The organism is Chitinophaga niabensis (assembly GCF_039545795.1).
Classification (GTDB): domain Bacteria; phylum Bacteroidota; class Bacteroidia; order Chitinophagales; family Chitinophagaceae; genus Chitinophaga; species Chitinophaga niabensis_B.
Genome location: NZ_CP154260.1, coordinates 110,518 through 130,032, shown reverse-complemented (window position 1 = coordinate 130,032; position 19,515 = coordinate 110,518). Strand labels below are relative to the sequence as shown.

The 19,515-nt window shown below is 46.8% G+C and carries 13 protein-coding genes; 10 read left to right on the top strand and 3 right to left on the bottom strand.

Going from position 1 to position 19,515, the window contains the following annotated elements:
* The first annotated feature begins 10 nt into the window (after nt 1-10).
* Both folD and AAHN97_RS00500 read left to right on the top strand, forming a co-directional pair.
* The gene (gene folD, locus AAHN97_RS00505) at nt 11-898 is read left to right on the top strand and encodes a bifunctional methylenetetrahydrofolate dehydrogenase/methenyltetrahydrofolate cyclohydrolase FolD (RefSeq protein ID WP_343305629.1); all 888 of its coding nucleotides are present in this window, start codon (nt 11-13) and stop codon (nt 896-898) included.
* A gap of 367 nt (nt 899-1,265) precedes the next feature.
* Entirely contained in the window at nt 1,266-3,113 is a 1,848-nt protein-coding gene (locus AAHN97_RS00500; protein WP_343305628.1) for an OmpA family protein, read from the top strand.
* Between the two features lie 86 nt (nt 3,114-3,199).
* Here AAHN97_RS00500 and AAHN97_RS00495 read toward each other — a convergent pair whose 3' ends face one another.
* Nucleotides 3,200-3,991, bottom strand: a complete 792-nt coding sequence (locus tag AAHN97_RS00495; RefSeq protein WP_343305627.1) for a 5'-nucleotidase, lipoprotein e(P4) family — start codon at nt 3,989-3,991, stop codon at nt 3,200-3,202.
* Nucleotides 3,992-4,033: 42 nt separating this feature from the next.
* Between AAHN97_RS00495 and dprA the strand changes: the two genes are divergently transcribed.
* The 7 genes from dprA to AAHN97_RS00460 all read left to right on the top strand — a co-directional run bounded on the left by dprA (nt 4,034) and on the right by AAHN97_RS00460 (nt 14,637).
* On the top strand, nt 4,034-5,143 hold the full coding sequence (gene dprA, locus AAHN97_RS00490; protein WP_343305626.1) for a DNA-processing protein DprA: 1,110 nt from the start codon (nt 4,034-4,036) through the stop codon (nt 5,141-5,143).
* 63 nt (nt 5,144-5,206) lie between these two features.
* Nucleotides 5,207-6,685 (top strand): IMP dehydrogenase, encoded by a 1,479-nt coding sequence (gene guaB / locus AAHN97_RS00485; protein ID WP_343305625.1) that lies wholly within the window; start codon nt 5,207-5,209, stop codon nt 6,683-6,685.
* 152 nt (nt 6,686-6,837) lie between these two features.
* Nucleotides 6,838-8,433: an apolipoprotein N-acyltransferase gene (lnt, locus tag AAHN97_RS00480; protein WP_343305624.1), complete on the top strand. Its 1,596-nt coding sequence runs from the start codon at nt 6,838-6,840 to the stop codon at nt 8,431-8,433.
* Nucleotides 8,414-9,217, top strand: coding sequence for an alpha/beta fold hydrolase (locus tag AAHN97_RS00475; RefSeq protein ID WP_343305623.1), 804 nt, complete (start codon nt 8,414-8,416; stop codon nt 9,215-9,217). The genes lnt and AAHN97_RS00475 overlap by 20 nt, the downstream gene beginning before the upstream one ends.
* 7 nt (nt 9,218-9,224) lie before the next feature.
* Nucleotides 9,225-11,816, top strand: coding sequence for a gliding motility-associated C-terminal domain-containing protein (locus AAHN97_RS00470; protein WP_343305622.1), 2,592 nt, complete (start codon nt 9,225-9,227; stop codon nt 11,814-11,816).
* A gap of 163 nt (nt 11,817-11,979) precedes the next feature.
* On the top strand, nt 11,980-13,872 hold the full coding sequence (locus AAHN97_RS00465; RefSeq protein WP_343305621.1) for a T9SS type B sorting domain-containing protein: 1,893 nt from the start codon (nt 11,980-11,982) through the stop codon (nt 13,870-13,872).
* A gap of 12 nt (nt 13,873-13,884) precedes the next feature.
* The gene (locus tag AAHN97_RS00460) at nt 13,885-14,637 is read left to right on the top strand and encodes an SDR family NAD(P)-dependent oxidoreductase (RefSeq protein ID WP_343305620.1); all 753 of its coding nucleotides are present in this window, start codon (nt 13,885-13,887) and stop codon (nt 14,635-14,637) included.
* A 422-nt stretch (nt 14,638-15,059) separates the two neighbouring features.
* Here AAHN97_RS00460 and AAHN97_RS00455 read toward each other — a convergent pair whose 3' ends face one another.
* Entirely contained in the window at nt 15,060-15,560 is a 501-nt protein-coding gene (locus AAHN97_RS00455; RefSeq protein ID WP_343305619.1) for a DinB family protein, read from the bottom strand.
* 152 nt (nt 15,561-15,712) lie between these two features.
* Here AAHN97_RS00455 and AAHN97_RS00450 point away from each other — a divergent pair, with 152 nt between their 5' ends.
* A complete protein-coding gene (locus AAHN97_RS00450) occupies nt 15,713-16,810 on the top strand; it encodes a glycoside hydrolase family 26 protein (protein WP_343305618.1) in 1,098 nt (365 codons plus the stop codon).
* A 58-nt stretch (nt 16,811-16,868) separates the two neighbouring features.
* On the opposite strand, the gene AAHN97_RS00445 is transcribed toward AAHN97_RS00450, so the two are convergent.
* A complete protein-coding gene (locus AAHN97_RS00445) occupies nt 16,869-19,511 on the bottom strand; it encodes a hypothetical protein (RefSeq protein ID WP_343305617.1) in 2,643 nt (880 codons plus the stop codon).
* Nucleotides 19,512-19,515: the final 4 nt, after the last annotated feature.

The window sequence follows — 19,515 nt, the reverse complement described above, 5'->3', positions numbered from 1 at the left end:
ACCTTTGCGCATGCAAATTTTAGACGGTAAACTTGTTTCCAAGGCAATTAAAGATCAACTGGCGCTCAATGTAGCTGAACTGAAAGCGCAAGGCAAAAAGGTTCCTCACCTCGCCGCCATCCTGGTAGGCAATGACGGAGCAAGCGAGACTTACGTAGCTTCTAAAGTAAAATCCTGTGCAGAGATCGGCTACCATTCCACCCTTCTGCGTTTCGATGATCACATTTCAGAAAAGCATTTGCTGGACCACATCAATATGCTGAATGAAAATCCGGATGTGGATGGCATCCTCGTGCAATTGCCGTTACCTAAAAGCATCAACGAAGAACTGGTGATCAACACCATTGATCCCAGTAAGGATGTAGACGGCTTTCATCCCATGAACGTGGGTAAAATGGTGAGCGGCCTCCCTACTTTTATTCCTGCCACTCCTTACGGCATCATGCTGATGCTGGAGCATTATAATATTGAAACAAAAGGCAAACATGCCGTAGTGATAGGCCGCAGTCATATTGTGGGTACCCCCATGAGCATTCTGCTGAGCCGCAACAGCAATCCCGGCAACTGTACCGTTACGCTGTGCCACTCTCAAACAAAGAACCTGAAAGAACTGTGCCTGCAGGCAGACATCGTGGTAGCCGCTATCGGCCGTCCTGATTTTGTAACGGCAGACATGGTGAAAGAAGGTGCTGTGGTAATTGACGTAGGGATCAACCGTGTAGTGGATGCCAGCAAGAAAAGCGGTTTCCGCCTTGTTGGTGATGTGAAATTTGATGAAGTAGCGCCTAAATGCAGCTTTATTACCCCGGTGCCTGGTGGTGTTGGTCCCATGACCATTGCAGCATTGCTAAAAAACACCTATCATTCAGCTATTGGCCAGAAAGGTAACCGCAATTAAGCATCCAGTACTTCTGTTCTATATACAAAGCACCGTTATATATACTGCCACATTACCTGTTATGGAATCTTTCTACCCTCCCAGGGTGAGGGATTCCATCAGGGAATTAATGTACCTTAAGCATACCAATCCCGTAGTAATCCCGTATCATTCCCGTATCCATCCCGTATTAAGGTGGGGTACCTGTCAAAATAGCAGCATCAAATTACCTCAAAAGCAGCTAAATACCGCAAAACACATCAAATCCCCTCTTTTGATTTCTGCCATCACTGTAAGAGATTTACTTTCACTGCATAGTACTTAAACCGCATAATTTATCGTTATTTAGTGATCGACTATGAAACACTACCTGTTATTTTTATGCTGCATGATCAGCATCCGCCTGACGGCACAAACAGTCACGTATGAAACGGCCGGCAAAAAAGCCCAGGCCTTTTTTGATCTGGCCATTGATGCCATGCGTGTTTATCAACCAAAAGAAGCTATCAAACATTTACAGGATGCCATCAAAGCACAACCGAAATTTGCAGATGCCTACGGGCAGATGGGGCTTTCCTATGTAGAACTGAAACAATACACCCAGGCCCTGGAAGCCTTTACCAAACTACAGGAACTGGCTCCCGATGATATGCGTAGAGTACGTTTGGCCAATGCAAAAGCACTTGCCGGCAACGGCCGTTTCAAGGAAGCGCTGGACATGGTGAACCAATTCATCGAAACAGCCAAAGCGCCTGTTGCTAATGCAGATAAGCTGAAGAAAAACATGGAATTTGCGGTGACCACCACACCAGTTCCCTTTCAACCGCAAAACCTGGGAGATCATATCAATTCCATAGATCCTGAATATTTCCCTTCCCTCACCATAGACGGTAAAACGTTAGTGTATACACGAAGAGTGAAAGGAAGGAATGAAGATTTCTTTGTTTCTGCGAAAGACAGCATTCAATGGCAGGCAGCAAAAGATATGGGAGAACCTGTGAACTCCGCTTTCAATGAAGGTGCGCAGAATATTTCGCAGGACGGGGAAATGCTGGTGTTCACCGGTTGCGATTTCCCGGATGGGCGTGGCAGTTGTGATATCTATTATGCAGTTAAAACAGCAGAAGGCTGGCAGGCTCCGAAGAACATAGGCGGCGCTATCAATACCCGCGCCTGGGAATCACAGCCCTGCCTCTCTCCTGATAAACAAACATTGTACTTTGCCCGTGAAACAGATGATGCAGGTGCAGATATTTTTGTAAGCCAGCTGGGAAAAGACGGGCAATGGTCCCGCGCAGAAAAGCTGGGGCCGAATATCAATACTCCCGGCCGGGAAACTACGCCGTTCCTGCATGCAGATGGACAAACTTTATACTTCGCTTCCAACGGGCACCCCGGTTACGGTGGTCTGGATATTTTCTATTCCCGCAAACAGGCGGATGGCAGCTGGGGGCCTGCTGTAAATCTTGGTTATCCTATCAACACCATAGAAGAAGATGCAAGCCTTGCAGTAGCCGCAGATGGTAAAACCGCTTATTTTGCATCAGACAGATCGGATAGCCGTGGCGCATTGGATATCTATAGTTTTGAATTGTACGAGGCTGCAAGGCCTTTGCCTACACTGTACCTGAAAGGATATGTGTATGATGCCAAAACGAATGCAAGATTAACAGCATCACTTGAACTGATAGATCTGCAGAACAAACTGACCATTGCTACGATCCGCAGTAATGAGAACGGAGATTTTATTGTACCGCTTCCTACCGGTAAGGATTATGCATTTTCTGTAAATAAAAAAGGATACCTTTTCTATTCAGAGAACTTCTCTTTAAAGGAAGTAAAAACAGGAGAACCATTTGAAAAGAACCTTCCCCTGCAACCACTGGAAGCAAATGCTGTAGTGATCCTCCGCAACATCTTCTTTGAAACAAAACAATATGCACTGCAACCCGCTTCTGCTACCGAACTGGATAAACTCGTAGCCTTGCTGAAAGATAATCCCACCATGCAGATAGAGATCAGCGGGCACACGGATAATGTGGGCAGCGATGCAGATAATCAATTACTGTCTGAGAACCGCGCGAAATCTGTTGTACAGTACCTCATTCAAAAAGGCATTGCTGCTGAGCGCCTGAAAGCAAAAGGTTTTGGTGAAACAAAAGCTATTGACACAAATGATACAGAAGCAGGCCGTGCGCAGAACAGGAGAACAGAATTAAAGGTGATCAGTTTGTAGCGGAGGCATAATTCTGCTTAAACGTGATCAGCTTCCAACGGAATTCATCAGCAACGCCATTTATCAGGGGTTCATCAAAAACATTGCTATAACCCTCTCACGGCGTGCCGTAACACGCTGTCCATTTGTTGCGCATCCAACTTTACATTCTTTGGAAACAGAGAGGAGAGCCAGTCTCCATACATCACATTCGGCAGCATAATAAAACGCCTGCCAAACTCTGCATGTAATCTTTCCACGGCAGCATTCCTTTCATCAGATGTTTTCTTATAGAACACATCAGAAAAATCGCCGAGGTTATCCCCTACCAGCATAGCAATCTCATACTTCTTTTCTATTGCGGAACGGCGAGGCTCTTTATCTGAGCTACCGGAAGAAAGGACCAGGTGTTCATTATCTGCAAAAGGAAAATCCCATTTCTGCAGGTTCTTTAAAGTAGCTGCACGTTCAGATTCCTGCCTGTTGGTGATGTAATAAATGGTGAGCCCTGTTGAAGCCGCATATTTAAAAAAGGCCAATGCACCGGGAACGGTATCACAGATAGCTTTGGAGGTCCATTGTTCCCATGCCTGCTGTGTAAAAGGTTGGCCATTGAATGCAGATGTTACGGAGAAGGGACTGTTATCCAGCACTGTTTCATCAATGTCCGTAACAATCGCACGTGGGCGAAGCGTTTGCTGATGACTCATTTCCTCCACACGTATGGCAGCTAACTGGTAAGCCTGCAGGCATAACGCTTTATACTCTGCGGCACGCTGTTGCCATAGTGCACCCCATGCCGGACCATGCTGTAATGATGTGGTGCTTTGCGTAACTTTTTGCGTACGGCATGCGGTGATGGTTAATAACAAACAGATAAGAAAAGAGGTGTGCTTCATCCAACAAATCTAAAGTAAATTGGGGTATAAAATTGTTGGCCCATGTGTGAAGAAATGTTTAACCGGGTAGCCCTTACTTTAATCCCGCAGATCGGCGATGTGGTAGCTAAAGAATTACTGCATCACTTTGGAAACGCCGCCGATGTTTTCGCTGCCAAAAAAAGAGAACTGGAACGTATTCCCGGTGTTGGGGAATACCGGGCCAATGCCATTAAAAGTTTCTGCGAACACCACATCGTTGAAAAAGAAATACAGTTCATGGAAAGGAACGATGTGGAAGCTGTTTTTTATACAGATGCCACCTATCCTGAACGTCTGCGGCACTGCTATGACAGCCCTGTGATGTTATACCATAAGGGCAGCACTGCATTACAAGCTCCTAAAATGCTGGGCATTGTGGGTACCCGCCAGCCTACTGCTTATGGTATACAACTCTGCGAACAATTCATCGATGCATTCAAGGCAGAAGATATCACCATTGTAAGCGGTTTGGCTTATGGCATAGATATCACTGCGCACCGTGCTGCTTTACAGGCTGGTTTACCTACCATCGGTGTACTGGCGCATGGCCTGCAAACCCTCTACCCTGCAGCACATTATTATACAGCACAGCAAATGTTGCAGCAGGGCGGGTTGCTCACAGATTTTCACAGCAGCGCCAGCCTGAACAAACAAAACTTCCCCCGCAGGAACCGGATCGTTGCCGGGATCTGCGATGCCATCCTGGTCATAGAAAGTGGTGTTAAGGGAGGTTCGCTGATCACCGCAGATATAGCAGCCGGTTATAACAGGGATGTAATGGCTCTGCCGGGAAGGGTCGGAGATCCGGGATCTGCAGGTTGCCTGGAACTCATTAAACAAAATAAGGCCTCCCTGGTCACCAGCCCGCAGGATGTACTGGAAATATTAAATTGGAGGCCCCTGGCCCCGGTGGCTCAGCCCGTTTTGCAACAAACTCTTTTTAATACCCTGGATGCTGACGAAAAAGTGCTCCTTCAGTTACTGGAAGCACACAAAGCCCTCCACCTGGATGAACTCCAGCAGCGCAGCGCTTTGAGCAGATCGCAGGTATCTGAGAAGCTCATGCACCTGGAAATGATGGCATTGCTAAGGCCCTTACCGGGAAATACATACGAATTAATCAATACATGAAGTTCCGCAAAAAACCCGTACATTTGCGTGCAATTATTTACGAACTATCAAAATAATTGCGATATGCCTGCGGGAAAATCCAAACAGAAATTTGTAGCTGACGGTCTCACCTTTGACGATGTACTCCTTGTACCGGCTTACTCCGAAGTGCTGCCCAGAGAAGTAAATATCTCTACCCAACTTACCAAAAACATCCGAATCAACATACCCATGGTGTCTGCCGCTATGGATACCGTTACTGAAGCTAAATTGGCCATTGCACTGGCACGTGAAGGCGGCATCGGCATCCTGCACAAGAACATGAGCACAGAGAAACAGGCGGAACTGGTAAGGAAAGTGAAACGCAGCGAGAGCGGAATGATCCTGGACCCGCTGACACTCAGTGCCGATTCTACTATAGGACAGGCTTTGAAGATGATGCGGGAAAACGGCATCGGTGGTATTCCCATCGTTGACGGTGACAAGAAACTGAAAGGCATTCTCACCAATCGTGACCTCCGTTTCGAGAAACACAATACAAAAAGGCTCATCAGTGAAGTGATGACCAAAGAAAACCTGATCCTTGCCCCGGAAGGCACTGATCTGAAAAAAGCAGAAAAGATCCTCCAGCAACACCGCATTGAAAAACTGCCGGTGGTGAATAAACAAGGTAAACTGGTAGGCCTTATTACTTACCGGGACATCCTCCAACTCCAAAGTTTCCCTCAATCTGCTAAGGACAGCTATGGCCGTTTACTCGTAGGTGCAGCCCTGGGTATTACACCAGACGTACTGGACCGCGCAGCCGCTTTATTACATGAAGGCGTGGACGTTGTGACACTGGATAGTGCGCATGGCCACTCCATCTATGTACTGGAAGCATTGAAGAAACTCAAGAAAACATTCCCTAAACTGCAGGTGATAGGCGGAAACGTAGCAACGGCAGAAGGTGCACTGGCACTGGCTGCAGCAGGTGCTGACGCCGTAAAAGTGGGGGTAGGCCCCGGCTCCATCTGTACTACCCGCGTAGTAACAGGTGCCGGTTTCCCTCAACTGTCTGCTATCCTCAATGCTGCACAGGCATTGAAAAAATCAGGCGTTCCCGTGATTGCAGATGGTGGTATCCGTTATACCGGTGATATGGTGAAAGCCCTGGTGGCAGGCGCCTCCACCATCATGGCAGGTTCCATCTTTGCCGGTGTGGAAGAAAGCCCCGGAGAAACCATCATCTACGAAGGCCGTAAGTTCAAATCTTATCGTGGTATGGGTTCCATCGAAGCCATGTCTGAAGGCAGCAAGGACCGTTATTTCCAGGATGTGGAAGCGGATATCAAAAAGCTGGTACCGGAAGGAATTGTGGGTCGCGTACCTTACAAAGGCAACCTCTCTGAAGTGGTACAGCAATTTGCAGGCGGATTACGTGCAGGTATGGGTTACTCCGGTTCCAAAGATATCAAAACCTTACAGGAAGCGCAGTTTGTGAAGATCACTTCCGCTACTGTAAAAGAGAACCATCCGCATGATGTGGTGATCACCAAAGAAGCGCCGAATTACAGCCGCTAAGCATATTAAAAAAGAGATGTGAGTTTTCACATCTCTTTTTTTTAATCTAATCATATCCAGTTAGCAGGTTACCAGTATCTTAAGCCAGGGTTAAGCTTATATGAACAAAACAGCCGGAGAAATTATCCTCAAAGGACTTATTTTTGAGCGATATGATGCACCCGACCTTGCGCAAACGTCTTCCCCTGCTACTTAGCCTGCTTGCAGGGATCCTTATGTGGGCTGCCTGGCCTACCTCTCCTCTTACCTTCCTGGTATTTGTAGGATTAGTGCCCCTGCTGGCGCTCACAGATATGGTCAAAGGCCGCGGGGTATACTGGGGGCTTACTTTCCTCAGCTTCTGGATCTGGAACACCGGCACCACCTGGTGGGTAGGCAATACTACTGTTCCTGCCAGTGGCATCTTTGCCAATGCATTCAATGCGCTGATCATGACCATTCCCTGGCTGGGCTATAAAATAGCAAGGGACAGGATGAGCACAGCCATGAGTTATTTTGCACTCATCATTTACTGGTTAACTTTTGAATACATTCACCTGGAATGGGACTTCAGCTGGCCATGGCTTATGCTGGGCAATGCATTTGCGATGCGGCCGGACTGGGTGCAATGGTATGAATATACCGGCACCTCCGGCGGAACACTATGGGTATTGCTGGCCAACATCCTCTTCTACAGTGTGATAAAAGCCAAACCTTCTGCCGTATGGAAACCTTTAACATTAGTGATTGTTCCGCTGGCGCTTTCCTATGGGCTGTTTCCGAAACCGGGCAAAACAGATGGCATACATGTAGTAGTTGTGCAACCTAATATTGACCCCTATGATGAAAAGTTCAGTGAAGGATCTGCGCAACAGCAACTGGAAAAATTCTTTACGCTCACCAAACAAAAGATCAGGCCGGAAACACGGTATGTGATCTGGCCGGAAACAGCCCTTTTTACACAAGGGGCCTGGGAGCATGAACTGAACCTTATGCCGGATGTGATCCAGGTGCGAGCATTCTTACAGCAATATCCCAATGCTAAGATCATTGCAGGAGCTACTACCTTTAAACAATATACCGGAACAGCTGAAGTACCATTAACCGCAAGAACACGTGCAGATGGTGGCCCTCCTTATGATGCGTTTAATTCTGCTATACAGATCGATACCTCCGGCAATATACAGGTGTATCATAAAGCGAAATTAGTGCCCGGGGTAGAACTGACTCCGTATATGCGTTATTTCCCATTCATGAAAAAACTGGCCTTGGACTTTGGCGGAATTTCCGGTAGTTATGGTCTTACCCCCGGGGTAAACTTATTTACAGATTCCGCGCGGGGCTGTAATGTTTTTGATGCCATCTGTTATGAATCCGTATATGGTGATTTTGTAGCACAAAAAGTGCGGGAAGGAGCTAACATATTGGCTATTAGCACTAATGACGGATGGTGGGGCAATACCCAGGGCCATAAACAGCATTTACAATATGCAAGGCTGAGAGCGATAGAAACCAGGCGCTGGGTTGCGCGCAGTGCAAATACCGGCACCTCCGCTTTTATTGATCCCTGGGGCGCAGTGATTGATCCTCAGCCTTATTGGCAACAAGGAATTATTGCACATGATGTAACACCACGATATGATCTTACGTTTTACGTAAAATATAGCAGCAGCATCGCCAAAGCTCCCCTGATCTTTTGTATATTGCTCTTGTCATACACCATTGTTTTACGTGTAATACGCAGGCAACATGTGGAAAAAAATCAGTAACGGGAACCATGAAGGTGCCTATTGGGCAGAAGGCGAAGGCAAAGCAGTTGTATTAATACATGGATTTGCGGAAGATCATTCGGTTTGGGAACATCAAACGGCGTTCCTGAGGGTACATTACCGCGTATTGGTACCAGACCTGCCGGGAACCGGCAACTCTCCGTTAACACAACCTTTAAGCGTAGAGAGCATGGCAGAATTCATCTACGCCATGCTGGTAGCAGAAGGAGTCAGCGAGGCTACAATTATCGGGCATTCCATGGGCGGATATGTGTCTCTCGCCTTTGCAGAAAAATATCCCCATCTGCTGGAAGGGCTGGGTTTATTCAGCTCCACTGCCAAAGCAGATACCCCGGAGAAAGTGGAAGCGCGGCAGAAATCTATCCGTATGATGCAGCAATACGACAGGGAACCATTTCTGCGGCAGTTACTGCCCAATATGTTCTCTGAAGTGTTCCGCAACAAACAGGCGGCCCGTGTGGAAAGTTTTGTGCAACAGGCCCTGCCGGGCAATAAAGAACCGCTCATTGCGTATTATGAAGCAATGATCGCCAGGCCGGACAGAACAGCGGTATTAAAAGAGATTAAAGTACCGGTGCTGTTTTTCATCGGCAAAGATGACCAGGCAGTACCGCCAGATAATACATTAGGACAAGTAACGCTCCCGGCTATTGCCAGCGTACATATTTTTGACCAGGTAGGACACATGGGGCTATTAGAGGTTTACGAAGAAAGTAATCTCGTCCTTCATCATTTTATAGCTTTTTGCCAGCGGGCGTTGTAAAAGAAATTTGCGGAAAATATTAATCATCACTTTATTGGGCCTGGTATCCATGGCTGCAAGGGCCGATCATATCATCGGTGGTGAGATGTATTATACCTACCTGGGTAAAGTTGGTGTGAACAATCAGTACTCCATTACGCTCAAGCTCTTTATCCGCTGCGACGCTACTCCCACACAAATAGATCAGGATGTAAATATTACCATTTATAATGCCGGCGGTGGCAGGGTAAGGGACTTAGAGGACATTCCCCTCGGTAACCTGCAACGTTATTCCGTCAATGAAGTGGATCCCTGCATCATCAATCCACCCAATGTATGTTACCAGATCGGTTACTATACCAGAACGGTAGACCTGCCTCCTAACGCCAGCGGCTATATTGCCACTTTTGAACGTTGCTGCCGGCGTATTGGACTTGCCAATATGTTTTCCGACAACAATAATGTGGGCGGTACTTATTTCTGTAATATCCCTGGTAATCATAACGGTTTTGATACGAACAGCAGCCCCTCCTTTTCAAAAGAAAGGGGCGTGATCGTTTGTGCCAATAACAGGTTCAAATATGATTTCGCCGCGGAAGATCCGAATGGTGATTCGCTGGCCTACTCATTTTCTACCGCATTTACAGGAGCAACCAGGGATGATCCGAAACCAGATATATCTGCCCCTCCCGGCCAGACTGTTACTTACAAATCGCCCTTTTCGGCCAACCAGCCATTGGGAGATAAAGTAACCATCGATCCTGTAACCGGCGTTATTTCCGGTATTGCCCCCAGAAGCGGCCTGTACATTGTAACAGTTACCGTGAAAGAATACCGTAATGGTATTTATATCGGTGAATCCCGGAAGGAATTTCAATTCACGGTAGAATCCTGCGTGCGGCAGGTAGTAGCTGCGATGCCGGATAAGTATAATGACTGTGATGGCTACACGATCACCTTCATCAACAACAGTACACCGAACAAAGAATATGTATGGGACTTTGGTGATGGTAATACTTTAACCACTACCAGCCGTGATCCTTTTCAATACACTTACGCTGTTCAAAACACCTATAATGTAAAGCTGACTGTAGACAAGAACAGTAGCTGCGGCGACAGTGCTTTTGCCAAAGTACTTGTTTACCCTGTATTAAAACCTTCTTTTGATGCCAGCGGGCTTTGCATCACCAAACCTACACAGTTCATCAATACTTCCACTAACGACATCGGTAATTTTGAATACTACAAATGGGATTTTGGTGATGGAGCCATCCTGAATGATACGGCGAATGTGAGAACAACGAGCTGGCAATACACCCGGCCCGGCGATTACATCGTTAGTTTATATACGAGAACAGACAGAGGTTGCGAGAAAACATTTAAAGACACACTTAGCATTTATGATAAACCGCCATTCACCACTACCAATGATACACTCCTTTGTATCAATGACGGATTAAGGCTGAGGGCGGAAAGTGCGCTGCCGGGATCTTATCTCTGGGGGCCAACACCATTATATAATATCACAGGGGAAACTACCCCCAATCCATTTGTAACACCAAAAGTGGATTATACCTATAATGTTACGTTCACTGATAATACCGGCTGTACCAATACCAAAGAAGTGAAAATAGATGTGCGGGATAAACTATTGGTACGTACCGGGGCAGACAGTGTAATCTGTACCGGGGACCCTGTGAACCTACAGGCAGTAGCAGACGGCGCTTATCAATTCACCTGGACTGATCTTGACACCCGTGCCATTATGGGTACCACACCCAACATAACAGTAACGCCCGCACGATCAAGTACTTATGAAATAAGAGTAAACCTCGGCACCTGTACTGCAGCAGATTCCATCAACTTCAGAGGGGTAGATCCACCCAATGCTTTTGCCGGTTTGGATACCGCCATCTGTTATGGAGAAAAGCTCTGGCTGCATGCCAGCGGTGGCGCTTATTATTCCTGGACACCTCCCGGCACCCTTACCAGTCCACGGCTTCCCAGCACATTGGCCTGGCCTAAAAACACCACTACCTATGTGGTAACCGTTACGGATACACTCGGTTGTCCCAAACCGGTCACTGCATCCAGAACCGTTACCGTGATTCCTCCCGTTCCTGCTTTTGCCGGGAATGATACCATTATTACCAAAGGCCAGTTATTCCATATGCATGGAAGTGGCGGATACAGCTACACCTGGACGCCGGCAGACGGTCTGACCAATCCGAATATTGCTGACCCTGTCACCAATATCAACCGCGATTTCACTTATCACCTGGTAGTCAGAACGATAGAAGGATGTGTGGGAGAAGACGATATTAAGATCCGGTATATGACCGGCCCTGAAATTTATGTACCCACTGCGTTTACTCCTAACGGTGATGGTGTGAATGATGTATTCCGGCCCCTGCCGGTAGGGATCACCAAACTGGAATCCTTCCGGGTGTATAACCGCTGGGGAGAAGAGGTTTACAGCACCAATGAATACATGAAAGGATGGGATGGCACCCGCCGCGGTCAACGGATAGATTCCGGTACTTATGTATGGATCGTAAGAGGTATGAATGAAGCAGGCGTTATGATGGAACGCCGGGGAACGGTTGTGTTGATCCGCTGATAAATGATAATAACTCACTAAGAAAGCATTACACTTGAGCTTCTTTTTTATGTGCGGATAAGCCCGCCGATCGCACTTAAAACCCTTTATTTTCCGTAAATTCAGAGAGCACAACAAGCCTTACCCCATGGGCAAATTTGTATTCCTCGTTATCTTGAATTGCATGCTTTTTTGCATCGCAAACGCCTATCACATCATCGGCGGGGAGATCTTTTACCGCAACGTAGGATTCAATGCGCTCAATGGTAATTTCCGCTACGTAGTTACGCTCAAATTATACCGCGATGGTGATTTTGTATGCGGCAGCCGGCAGGGCTGCCTGGATTATTTTGAGAATCCCGTGCCGATCAACATCTTTAATGCAGCAGGTAACCGCGTAGGGCCTCCCAAAATACTGAACATACAATACACCCGTCCTTTGAGGGACACCCTGAAGAATCCCTGCCTTGCCCCACAGACCATTTACCTGGAAGTAGCTTTTTATATCAGTGATACCATAGACCTTGCTCCCGTTGCCGGCGGATATTATATTTCCTATCAACGTTGCTGCCGCGGGGAAGCCCTCACCAATATCTACAATTCAGAAAGAGAAGGCTCTACTTTCTATACTGTTATACCAGGAACCGGATCAAGGCCCGGCAATAACAGTGCTTATTTTGGTATAGATGAAGCGCCCGTGATCTGTGCTGGCCTTCCCTTCCGTTATAACTATTCTGCCACAGATCCTGACGGTGATAGTTTAACGTATGAACTCTGCAGCGCCCTGGCGGGAGGCAATACCCGGAACAATGAATCTGTTTCTCCACCACCATACACCACAACAGTCAGTTATATACCTCCTTATCATGGAGGCGTTCCTATGGGAGGAAATCCCGCCATGGCTATTGACAACAATGGTCTTATCACGGGCATCCCGGACAGGCCCGGGAAATTTGTTGTATCCGTATGCGTAACGGAATATGACCGGGTTACCAAACAATCGCTGGGCACACATCATAAGGACCTCCTGATCACGGTGTACAATTGTGTCACGCGGATCACTGCGTCCACTCCTTCCCTGCTCAATAACTGTAGTGATACCTTAGGATTTTCCGTGCCCATTACCAATAACAGCGTGGCAGGTTTTACCTCTACTTTCCTGTGGACGTTCAGTGATGGTACGGATACAGTCACTAATACCCGTGATGTATTCTTCCACCAATTCCCTGATACAGGAGTATATCGTGTTAAGCTGGTTGTGAATCCTGGGTTGCCCTGTACGGATAGTACCACCGGCAGGATCAACAATTATCCCGGACTGCGTGCAGGCTTTACCGTAGATGGTTTGTGCCGGGAGAACCCAGTGTACTTTAATGATACCTCTTCCTACCGGTACGGCCGTATTACCAGCCGGAAGTGGGATTTTGGGGTACCCAATACGAGACTGGATACTTCTCTTGCACAAAATCCGGTATATAAATTCCCTAAGGGAGAGGTGTATACGGTCAGGCTGATGCTGCAAACCAACCGGGGTTGTGAAGCAGAAGTAACAAGGAACCTCAGGCTTTACGAAGTGAATCCCTTTGCGGGGAACGATACCATCCTTGCCCGTGGGGAAACGTTGAAATTCCAGGCATCCGGAGGGGATACCTATGCCTGGTGGCCCCCCACAGGACTTAGTGATGCCAACATACGTGATCCGCTCTTACGCTGGAACAATGAGATAGATTTTGTGCTGCGGGTATCCACCCAGCAGGGATGTGTGGGTTATGATTCCATCAATGTTAAATATTACACCGGCCCAGAGTTCTATATCCCCAATGCTTTCACACCTAACGGGGATGGTACAAACGATTACTTCCGGTTCATTCCGGTGGGGATCAAAGAGTATCATTTCTTCCGCATCTTCAACCGCTGGGGGGAACTGATGCACAGCTCCCTGGACTTCCGCAGAGGATGGGACGGTTATTTCAAAGGCCGTCCGGCTGCCATAGACACCTATCTCTGGATACTGGAAGGGGTAGACATGAATGGCAGGAAACTTTTCAGAAAAGGAACGGTAACTTTGTTGCGCTAAAATGAACGTAACATGAAAATTGCCCTGATCACCGGCGCCACTGCCGGTTTTGGAGAAGCATGCGCAGAAAGGTTTGCCAAAGAAGGATACCATCTTGTGATCACCGGCCGCAGGGCAGAGCGGTTACAGGAAGTGCAGCAGCAACTGGAACAGCGATATAAAGTAAAGGTTAAAACCCTGGTATTTGATGTGAGGAATAAAGGGGCGGTAGCAACTGCACTGGGTTCCCTGGAAGAAGAATGGCGTGCAATAGATGTATTGGTGAATAACGCAGGCCTTGCCCTGGATCTTTCCACCATTGATGAGGGTAATACGGAAGACTGGGATACCATGCTGGACACTAATGTAAAAGGCCTCCTTTATGTTTCCCGTACCGTGATCCCCTGGATGCGTGAGCGGCTTAAGGGCCATATTGTGAATATTGGTTCCACTGCCGCTAAAACCGTTTATGCAAAAGGGAATGTATACTGCGCAAGCAAAGCTGCCGTGGATGCACTTTCCCAGGGTATGCGGATAGACCTCCTCCCCTACAATATCAAAGTAACCGCAGTACATCCCGGTGCCGCGGAAACGGAATTCTCTCTGGTACGCTTCAAAGGAGACGCCTCCCGCGCCAAAGATGTCTACAAAGGATTCACACCCTTAAGCGGGAAAGACGTGGCTGACGTGGTGTTTTACTGCTGCTCCCTGCCTCCGCATGTTTGTATTAACGACCTGGTGGTGACGCCAACGGCACAAGCCAACGCTTATTATATCCACCGGTAAAAAATTACACATACGTGTTATATTACAGTTTATGATTATTATATATATTTGAAATCCCGGGTAATATTAGTGTAGATACGATACTGTAACGGCCACGGAGCCGGATGCCTTATAAATACCACCAAGTAGAACGAGAGTATACATTGCATTGAAAGGATGCAACCATCAAACGAGCCTATTGATAATCCTATATACCATATCCCTATGCTAACTTTTGTTACTATGTACGTCATCAGACTGTACTATCCTAGATGGAAAGAATTCTTTAGTTTCTATTTTGACAGCTCCCGTAGAAACAATTATGGCCGTTGGGCCATGCGTCAAAGCTGGAAGGGCGAAAAACAGTACTCCTTCGGCTATAGCTGAAAAAACATTCGTTTTTCATAAAAAAGGCTTTCGTTCATGCGAAAGCCTTTTTTGTTTTATGCGGTGATTGCCTTGTAGATGTTATTCAATTGATGGGTGTGCCGTTTTGTATGCACTATCATAAAATTAAGCCACTCCAGGCGGGTAAGATGGCCGGCACCGGGTAATTCAAAATCCAGGCAGGTTTTAGTAAGGTCCAGCGTGCTGCCAGCCTCGGCAATTTCTTCCCAGATCTTTTCCAGTTTACCGGTTAATCTTTGTTTCTCATGCGGCCCGTCTGAAGGGATGATAAAATCCGGCGCCTTCATTTTTGTATTGAAGTCCAGGAACTGGTCCCGCAGCGGTTTTACCATTACATCCGGTGGCCTTTCTGTTTCTGTTGTATTGCCGTACAGCAGACCGGCAGATACTGCTTTGATCAGGTGTTCGCCTACCTGCCCTGCCGTCCAGCTGCCTTCAAAGGGTATCTTGTTCAATTGCTCTTCGCTGAAAGCATTCAGTGTTTGTAATAAGGCTGTTTGGGTTTCTTTGATTTCCGTATTTAGTTCAGTTGCCATAATGTGCGTATTTTATACCTGCAAGGTAAGTGCTATACTTTTTTTGAAATGGGGGGAATGCGTTAATAAAGAGGCTTTTTGCGACATAATTGACAAGGATTGGGAAAAAAAGTACTAATACGGGATACCGTAGATGTTTATTTTTACCTGTTATGAAAACACTCTTCTTCCTTTGCTGCTGTGTGCAGATCAGCATGGCGCAAACTATCGACAGAAAGGCCACTCCTGAAACGAAGGCATTGTTCAAAAACCTTCTTCAACTCTCTAAGGAGCATGTGTTATTTGGCCATCAGCATGCTACGGAGTATGGGCATGGTTGGGCAAATGAAGCAGACAGGTCTGATGTAAAGTCTGTAGTGGGCTCTCATCCTGCAGTGATAGGTGTTGATTTCATGGGCTTCTCCGGCAATTCTCCGGAAGCGGTAAAACAGGCAAAAGAACTGGTCAGAAAAACAGTGACAGATGCTTATGACCGTGGTGGTGTGATCACAGCTGCATGGCATTTCTCCAACCCGGTTTCCAAAGGTGGTTTCTATTGGGTGGACTCTCTTTCCTTGCCGGCAGTTAAATATATTATTCCCGGCGGCAGTGCACATCACACTTATAAAGAAATCCTTCGCGGTATTGGAGAGTGGGCACATAGTGTAAAGGGAAAGAATGGAACCCTCGCGCCGGTTATCTTCCGCCCCTTTCATGAATTTGACGGGGATTGGTTCTGGTGGGGGAAAGGCCATACCTCCCGGGAAGACTTTATTTCATTATGGCGCTTTACGGTTTCTTACCTGAGAGACAGCCTGCAGGTGCATAATTTCATCTATGCTTTTTCACCGGATAATAAATTCAATACGAGAGATGAGTTCCTGGAACGTTATCCCGGAGATGAATGGGTAGATATGGTAGGCATGGATAATTACGGGGATATGGGAAGAGACCGGTATGACCTGGAAACGGCTGCGCGTAAGTTAAAGATCGTATCTGACTATGCACTCGAAAAAGGCAAGCTGGCCGCCTTCACGGAAACAGGATTGGAATCCATTCCCAATACAAACTGGTGGACAGGTACGCTTTCAAAAGTATTGAAAACACCGGGGCTGCAATTGAGTTATGTGTTGGTGTGGCGAAATGATATGAAGAGCCCTACGCATTATTATGCACCCTTTCCGGGGCAGGTGAGTGTACCGGATTTTAAACTGTTCTATGATGCTCCGTATACTTTGTTTGAGAAGGATCTGAAGGGGATCTACCGGTAAAAAATTACCCCCCGGGGAGCCGGGGGGGCTCATCTTTGTTAAACCCTATTTATAGTACTTATTTATTTTGTTCCTCCGTATGCTGCAATGACTGTAGCCGGAAATCCAAACCCTCCACCACATCACCTTCATTGCTGTCTTTAATTTTGAATGGAATGCGAATAGGCTTTGCCGTCATTCCCAATTTTCGCAATTGTGTTTCATCAAGACTGGCAGTATAGTTACCGGGAACAAGCCCCATAAAACTAAAAAAGCCATCAGGTTCAGTCAGGATGCGTGCAGCAAGGCTACTGTCGCTTCTGAAAAAAGACACTGTGATACGGCCCAATCCCTTTTCGCCGTTGCCTTCCTTCAGGTATACTGTGCCTGATGCTTCTCCCATCACTACAACGGGCACTTCAACCAGCTTTACCCGGTTAGGTTCAATAACAACACTTATAACCGGATATCTCATCTTCCAGGCCAGGTGTTCAAAGTTGCTTCTTTTCAGATCAACGATATAATTTGCGTATGGCTCCAGCTCTAATATACTAATGGAAGTATCTCTTCTGTTACGCATGATCCGGCCGCCATTTACCGCTATCTGCAGGCCATCTGCTTTTGGTTCGTCCGCATCTCTGCGCCCGTTGGCATTCCGGTCAAGGTAAGCCTGAAGAATAATACCTCCCAGGCCTACGCTGCTCCGGTTACTGAAATTCACACCAGATCCGCCCCCCATTGACAAACCGCCCCTGGCAGATTGTACCAGCGTGTTTTCGTCATTGTTCCGCCATGCGGAAAGCCCTATCTGCGAGAAAGAAAAATCAAACCGGATACCTATCCCCACGTTTGTTAAATTGCTTTTAAAGTTCTTCTCATAAGATATGTTCATGTAAGCATGGCGGAGCAGGTATTTCCCTACTTCCGTTCTTACTGACATTACCTTGTTATTACTGTATTCATACTGTACCTGTGGAGTTATTACTATCTGGTATGGCAGCCGGAAAGAGAATGATAAATTACTGTATACATAAGGATCTACCTGTTCTGTTAAGATCGCATAAGTAGTGAGATTGGCGCCTATACCCTTTACAGCGCCGGACATCAACCATTCCGCAGTGCCGTATGTTGCTCCCGGTAAAATGATCTGATTCAGCGTTAGCCTTGAAAACACCGCCATGTTCTTGCCAACAAAAGGCTTGGATACTATCAGCTTACGCTCTTCCAGGTAATTATAATTAATGGCCCGCTGCCCCTTTTTATACCTGGAATAATTCAGTTCAAACTGGAGATTGGAAGGCAAACGGTAAGTCATGATCCCACGCGCTCTGACATCATAAACATAGTCTCCGGAGAAAAGGAGGCCAGGCGCCAACCGCATGGAGGCATTTATAAAAGGCATCGCTTTCCCGGTAGTTACAGAAGAAAGGTATTCCATCCCTCCACCCATTGTTAAGTGCTTTCCTGCACCATAATTAAGGCTGACACGTCCAAATCTGCTGTTAACGCTGTCTTGCACCATTCCGGCGCTGGCTGTATATTCAAATTCGCGGTGAGGAAGGAAGTTAAAAGGGATGCTGATATGTTCTTCACGAAAACGTTCTTCACCCCAGGGGCCATAAAAACGCAGCTTTATCAGTGAGTTGCCATATACCAGGGGGACTTCGAATGTAAAAAAACCGGATGCATCCGCCTTCTTAAAATCAACCAGCTCATTGTTCACATACAACTCCACAGACCAGCCGGGTTCTGTAAAATTGCTGAGGGTATAAGACCCGAAAGAGCGCCTGTAGGTAGAAGGCGTGTTGGTGAACTGAACACCTATAACAGGATCATAAATGGAAGAAAAGGATTGTGCGAAGATCTTTCCTGCCGTTACCTGCCGCAAGCCCCTGTTATTATTATTAACAAAACGCCAGCGATAAAACTGCAACCGCTCATCAAAGGGTTTAATGAATTGATAGTTGCTATCATGAATAAGCGACTGCTCTTGTTTTGAGTAATTATTGTAGTTGAGTGATACACTCGCTTCTCCTCCTGCCAGTGTAGCTCCCAATGCAAGATTCAGCCTTGTATCACTTGCCCCTTTAGAACGTTGTGTTGCAATTACAGACCAGTCCGCCATCCCGAACCGGAAGAATGGATAACTTCTGTTAATAATTGTATCTGCTTTTAGCTCGCCTTTCAGGCGGCTGATATTGCGGTACATCTTTTCCTGCCGCTTTTCACGGATAGCAGGCAATTCCAGGTTTGTACGCATACTTACCGAAAGGCTGCGGAAATTGAATTTGCAATCCAATCCGAATATCCGGCCGAAGAGCGCTGTTTGCATAAACAGGTGACCGGCAGTAGTGATAAGCGCATCGGGCTGTAATTTAATGACCTTTCCCTGGTAGGTGATCTGCTGATGTTTTTTATCAATGATAAAAAGCGCCTCCTCCGTAATAAAAGCACCGGACACGGTATCTCCCGATGCGGATAGGGTATTCCTGATCTTTAGAAAACTGAATATTTCTGTTATGGAAAGATATCCTGAGTCACGATAAACGATCCCTGAAACCTCTGTTCCGCCAATGCCTTCCACTGTCAGGAAAATGGATGTTTCATAATACTCCTGGTCCTTCTGCTGGCCAAATGAAGCAAAGGTAAAGCCTGCAATGATTGTCAATACAATGCATAACACGCGAAATACAAAAACTATATGCGCAACACAGGTGATCATTTAT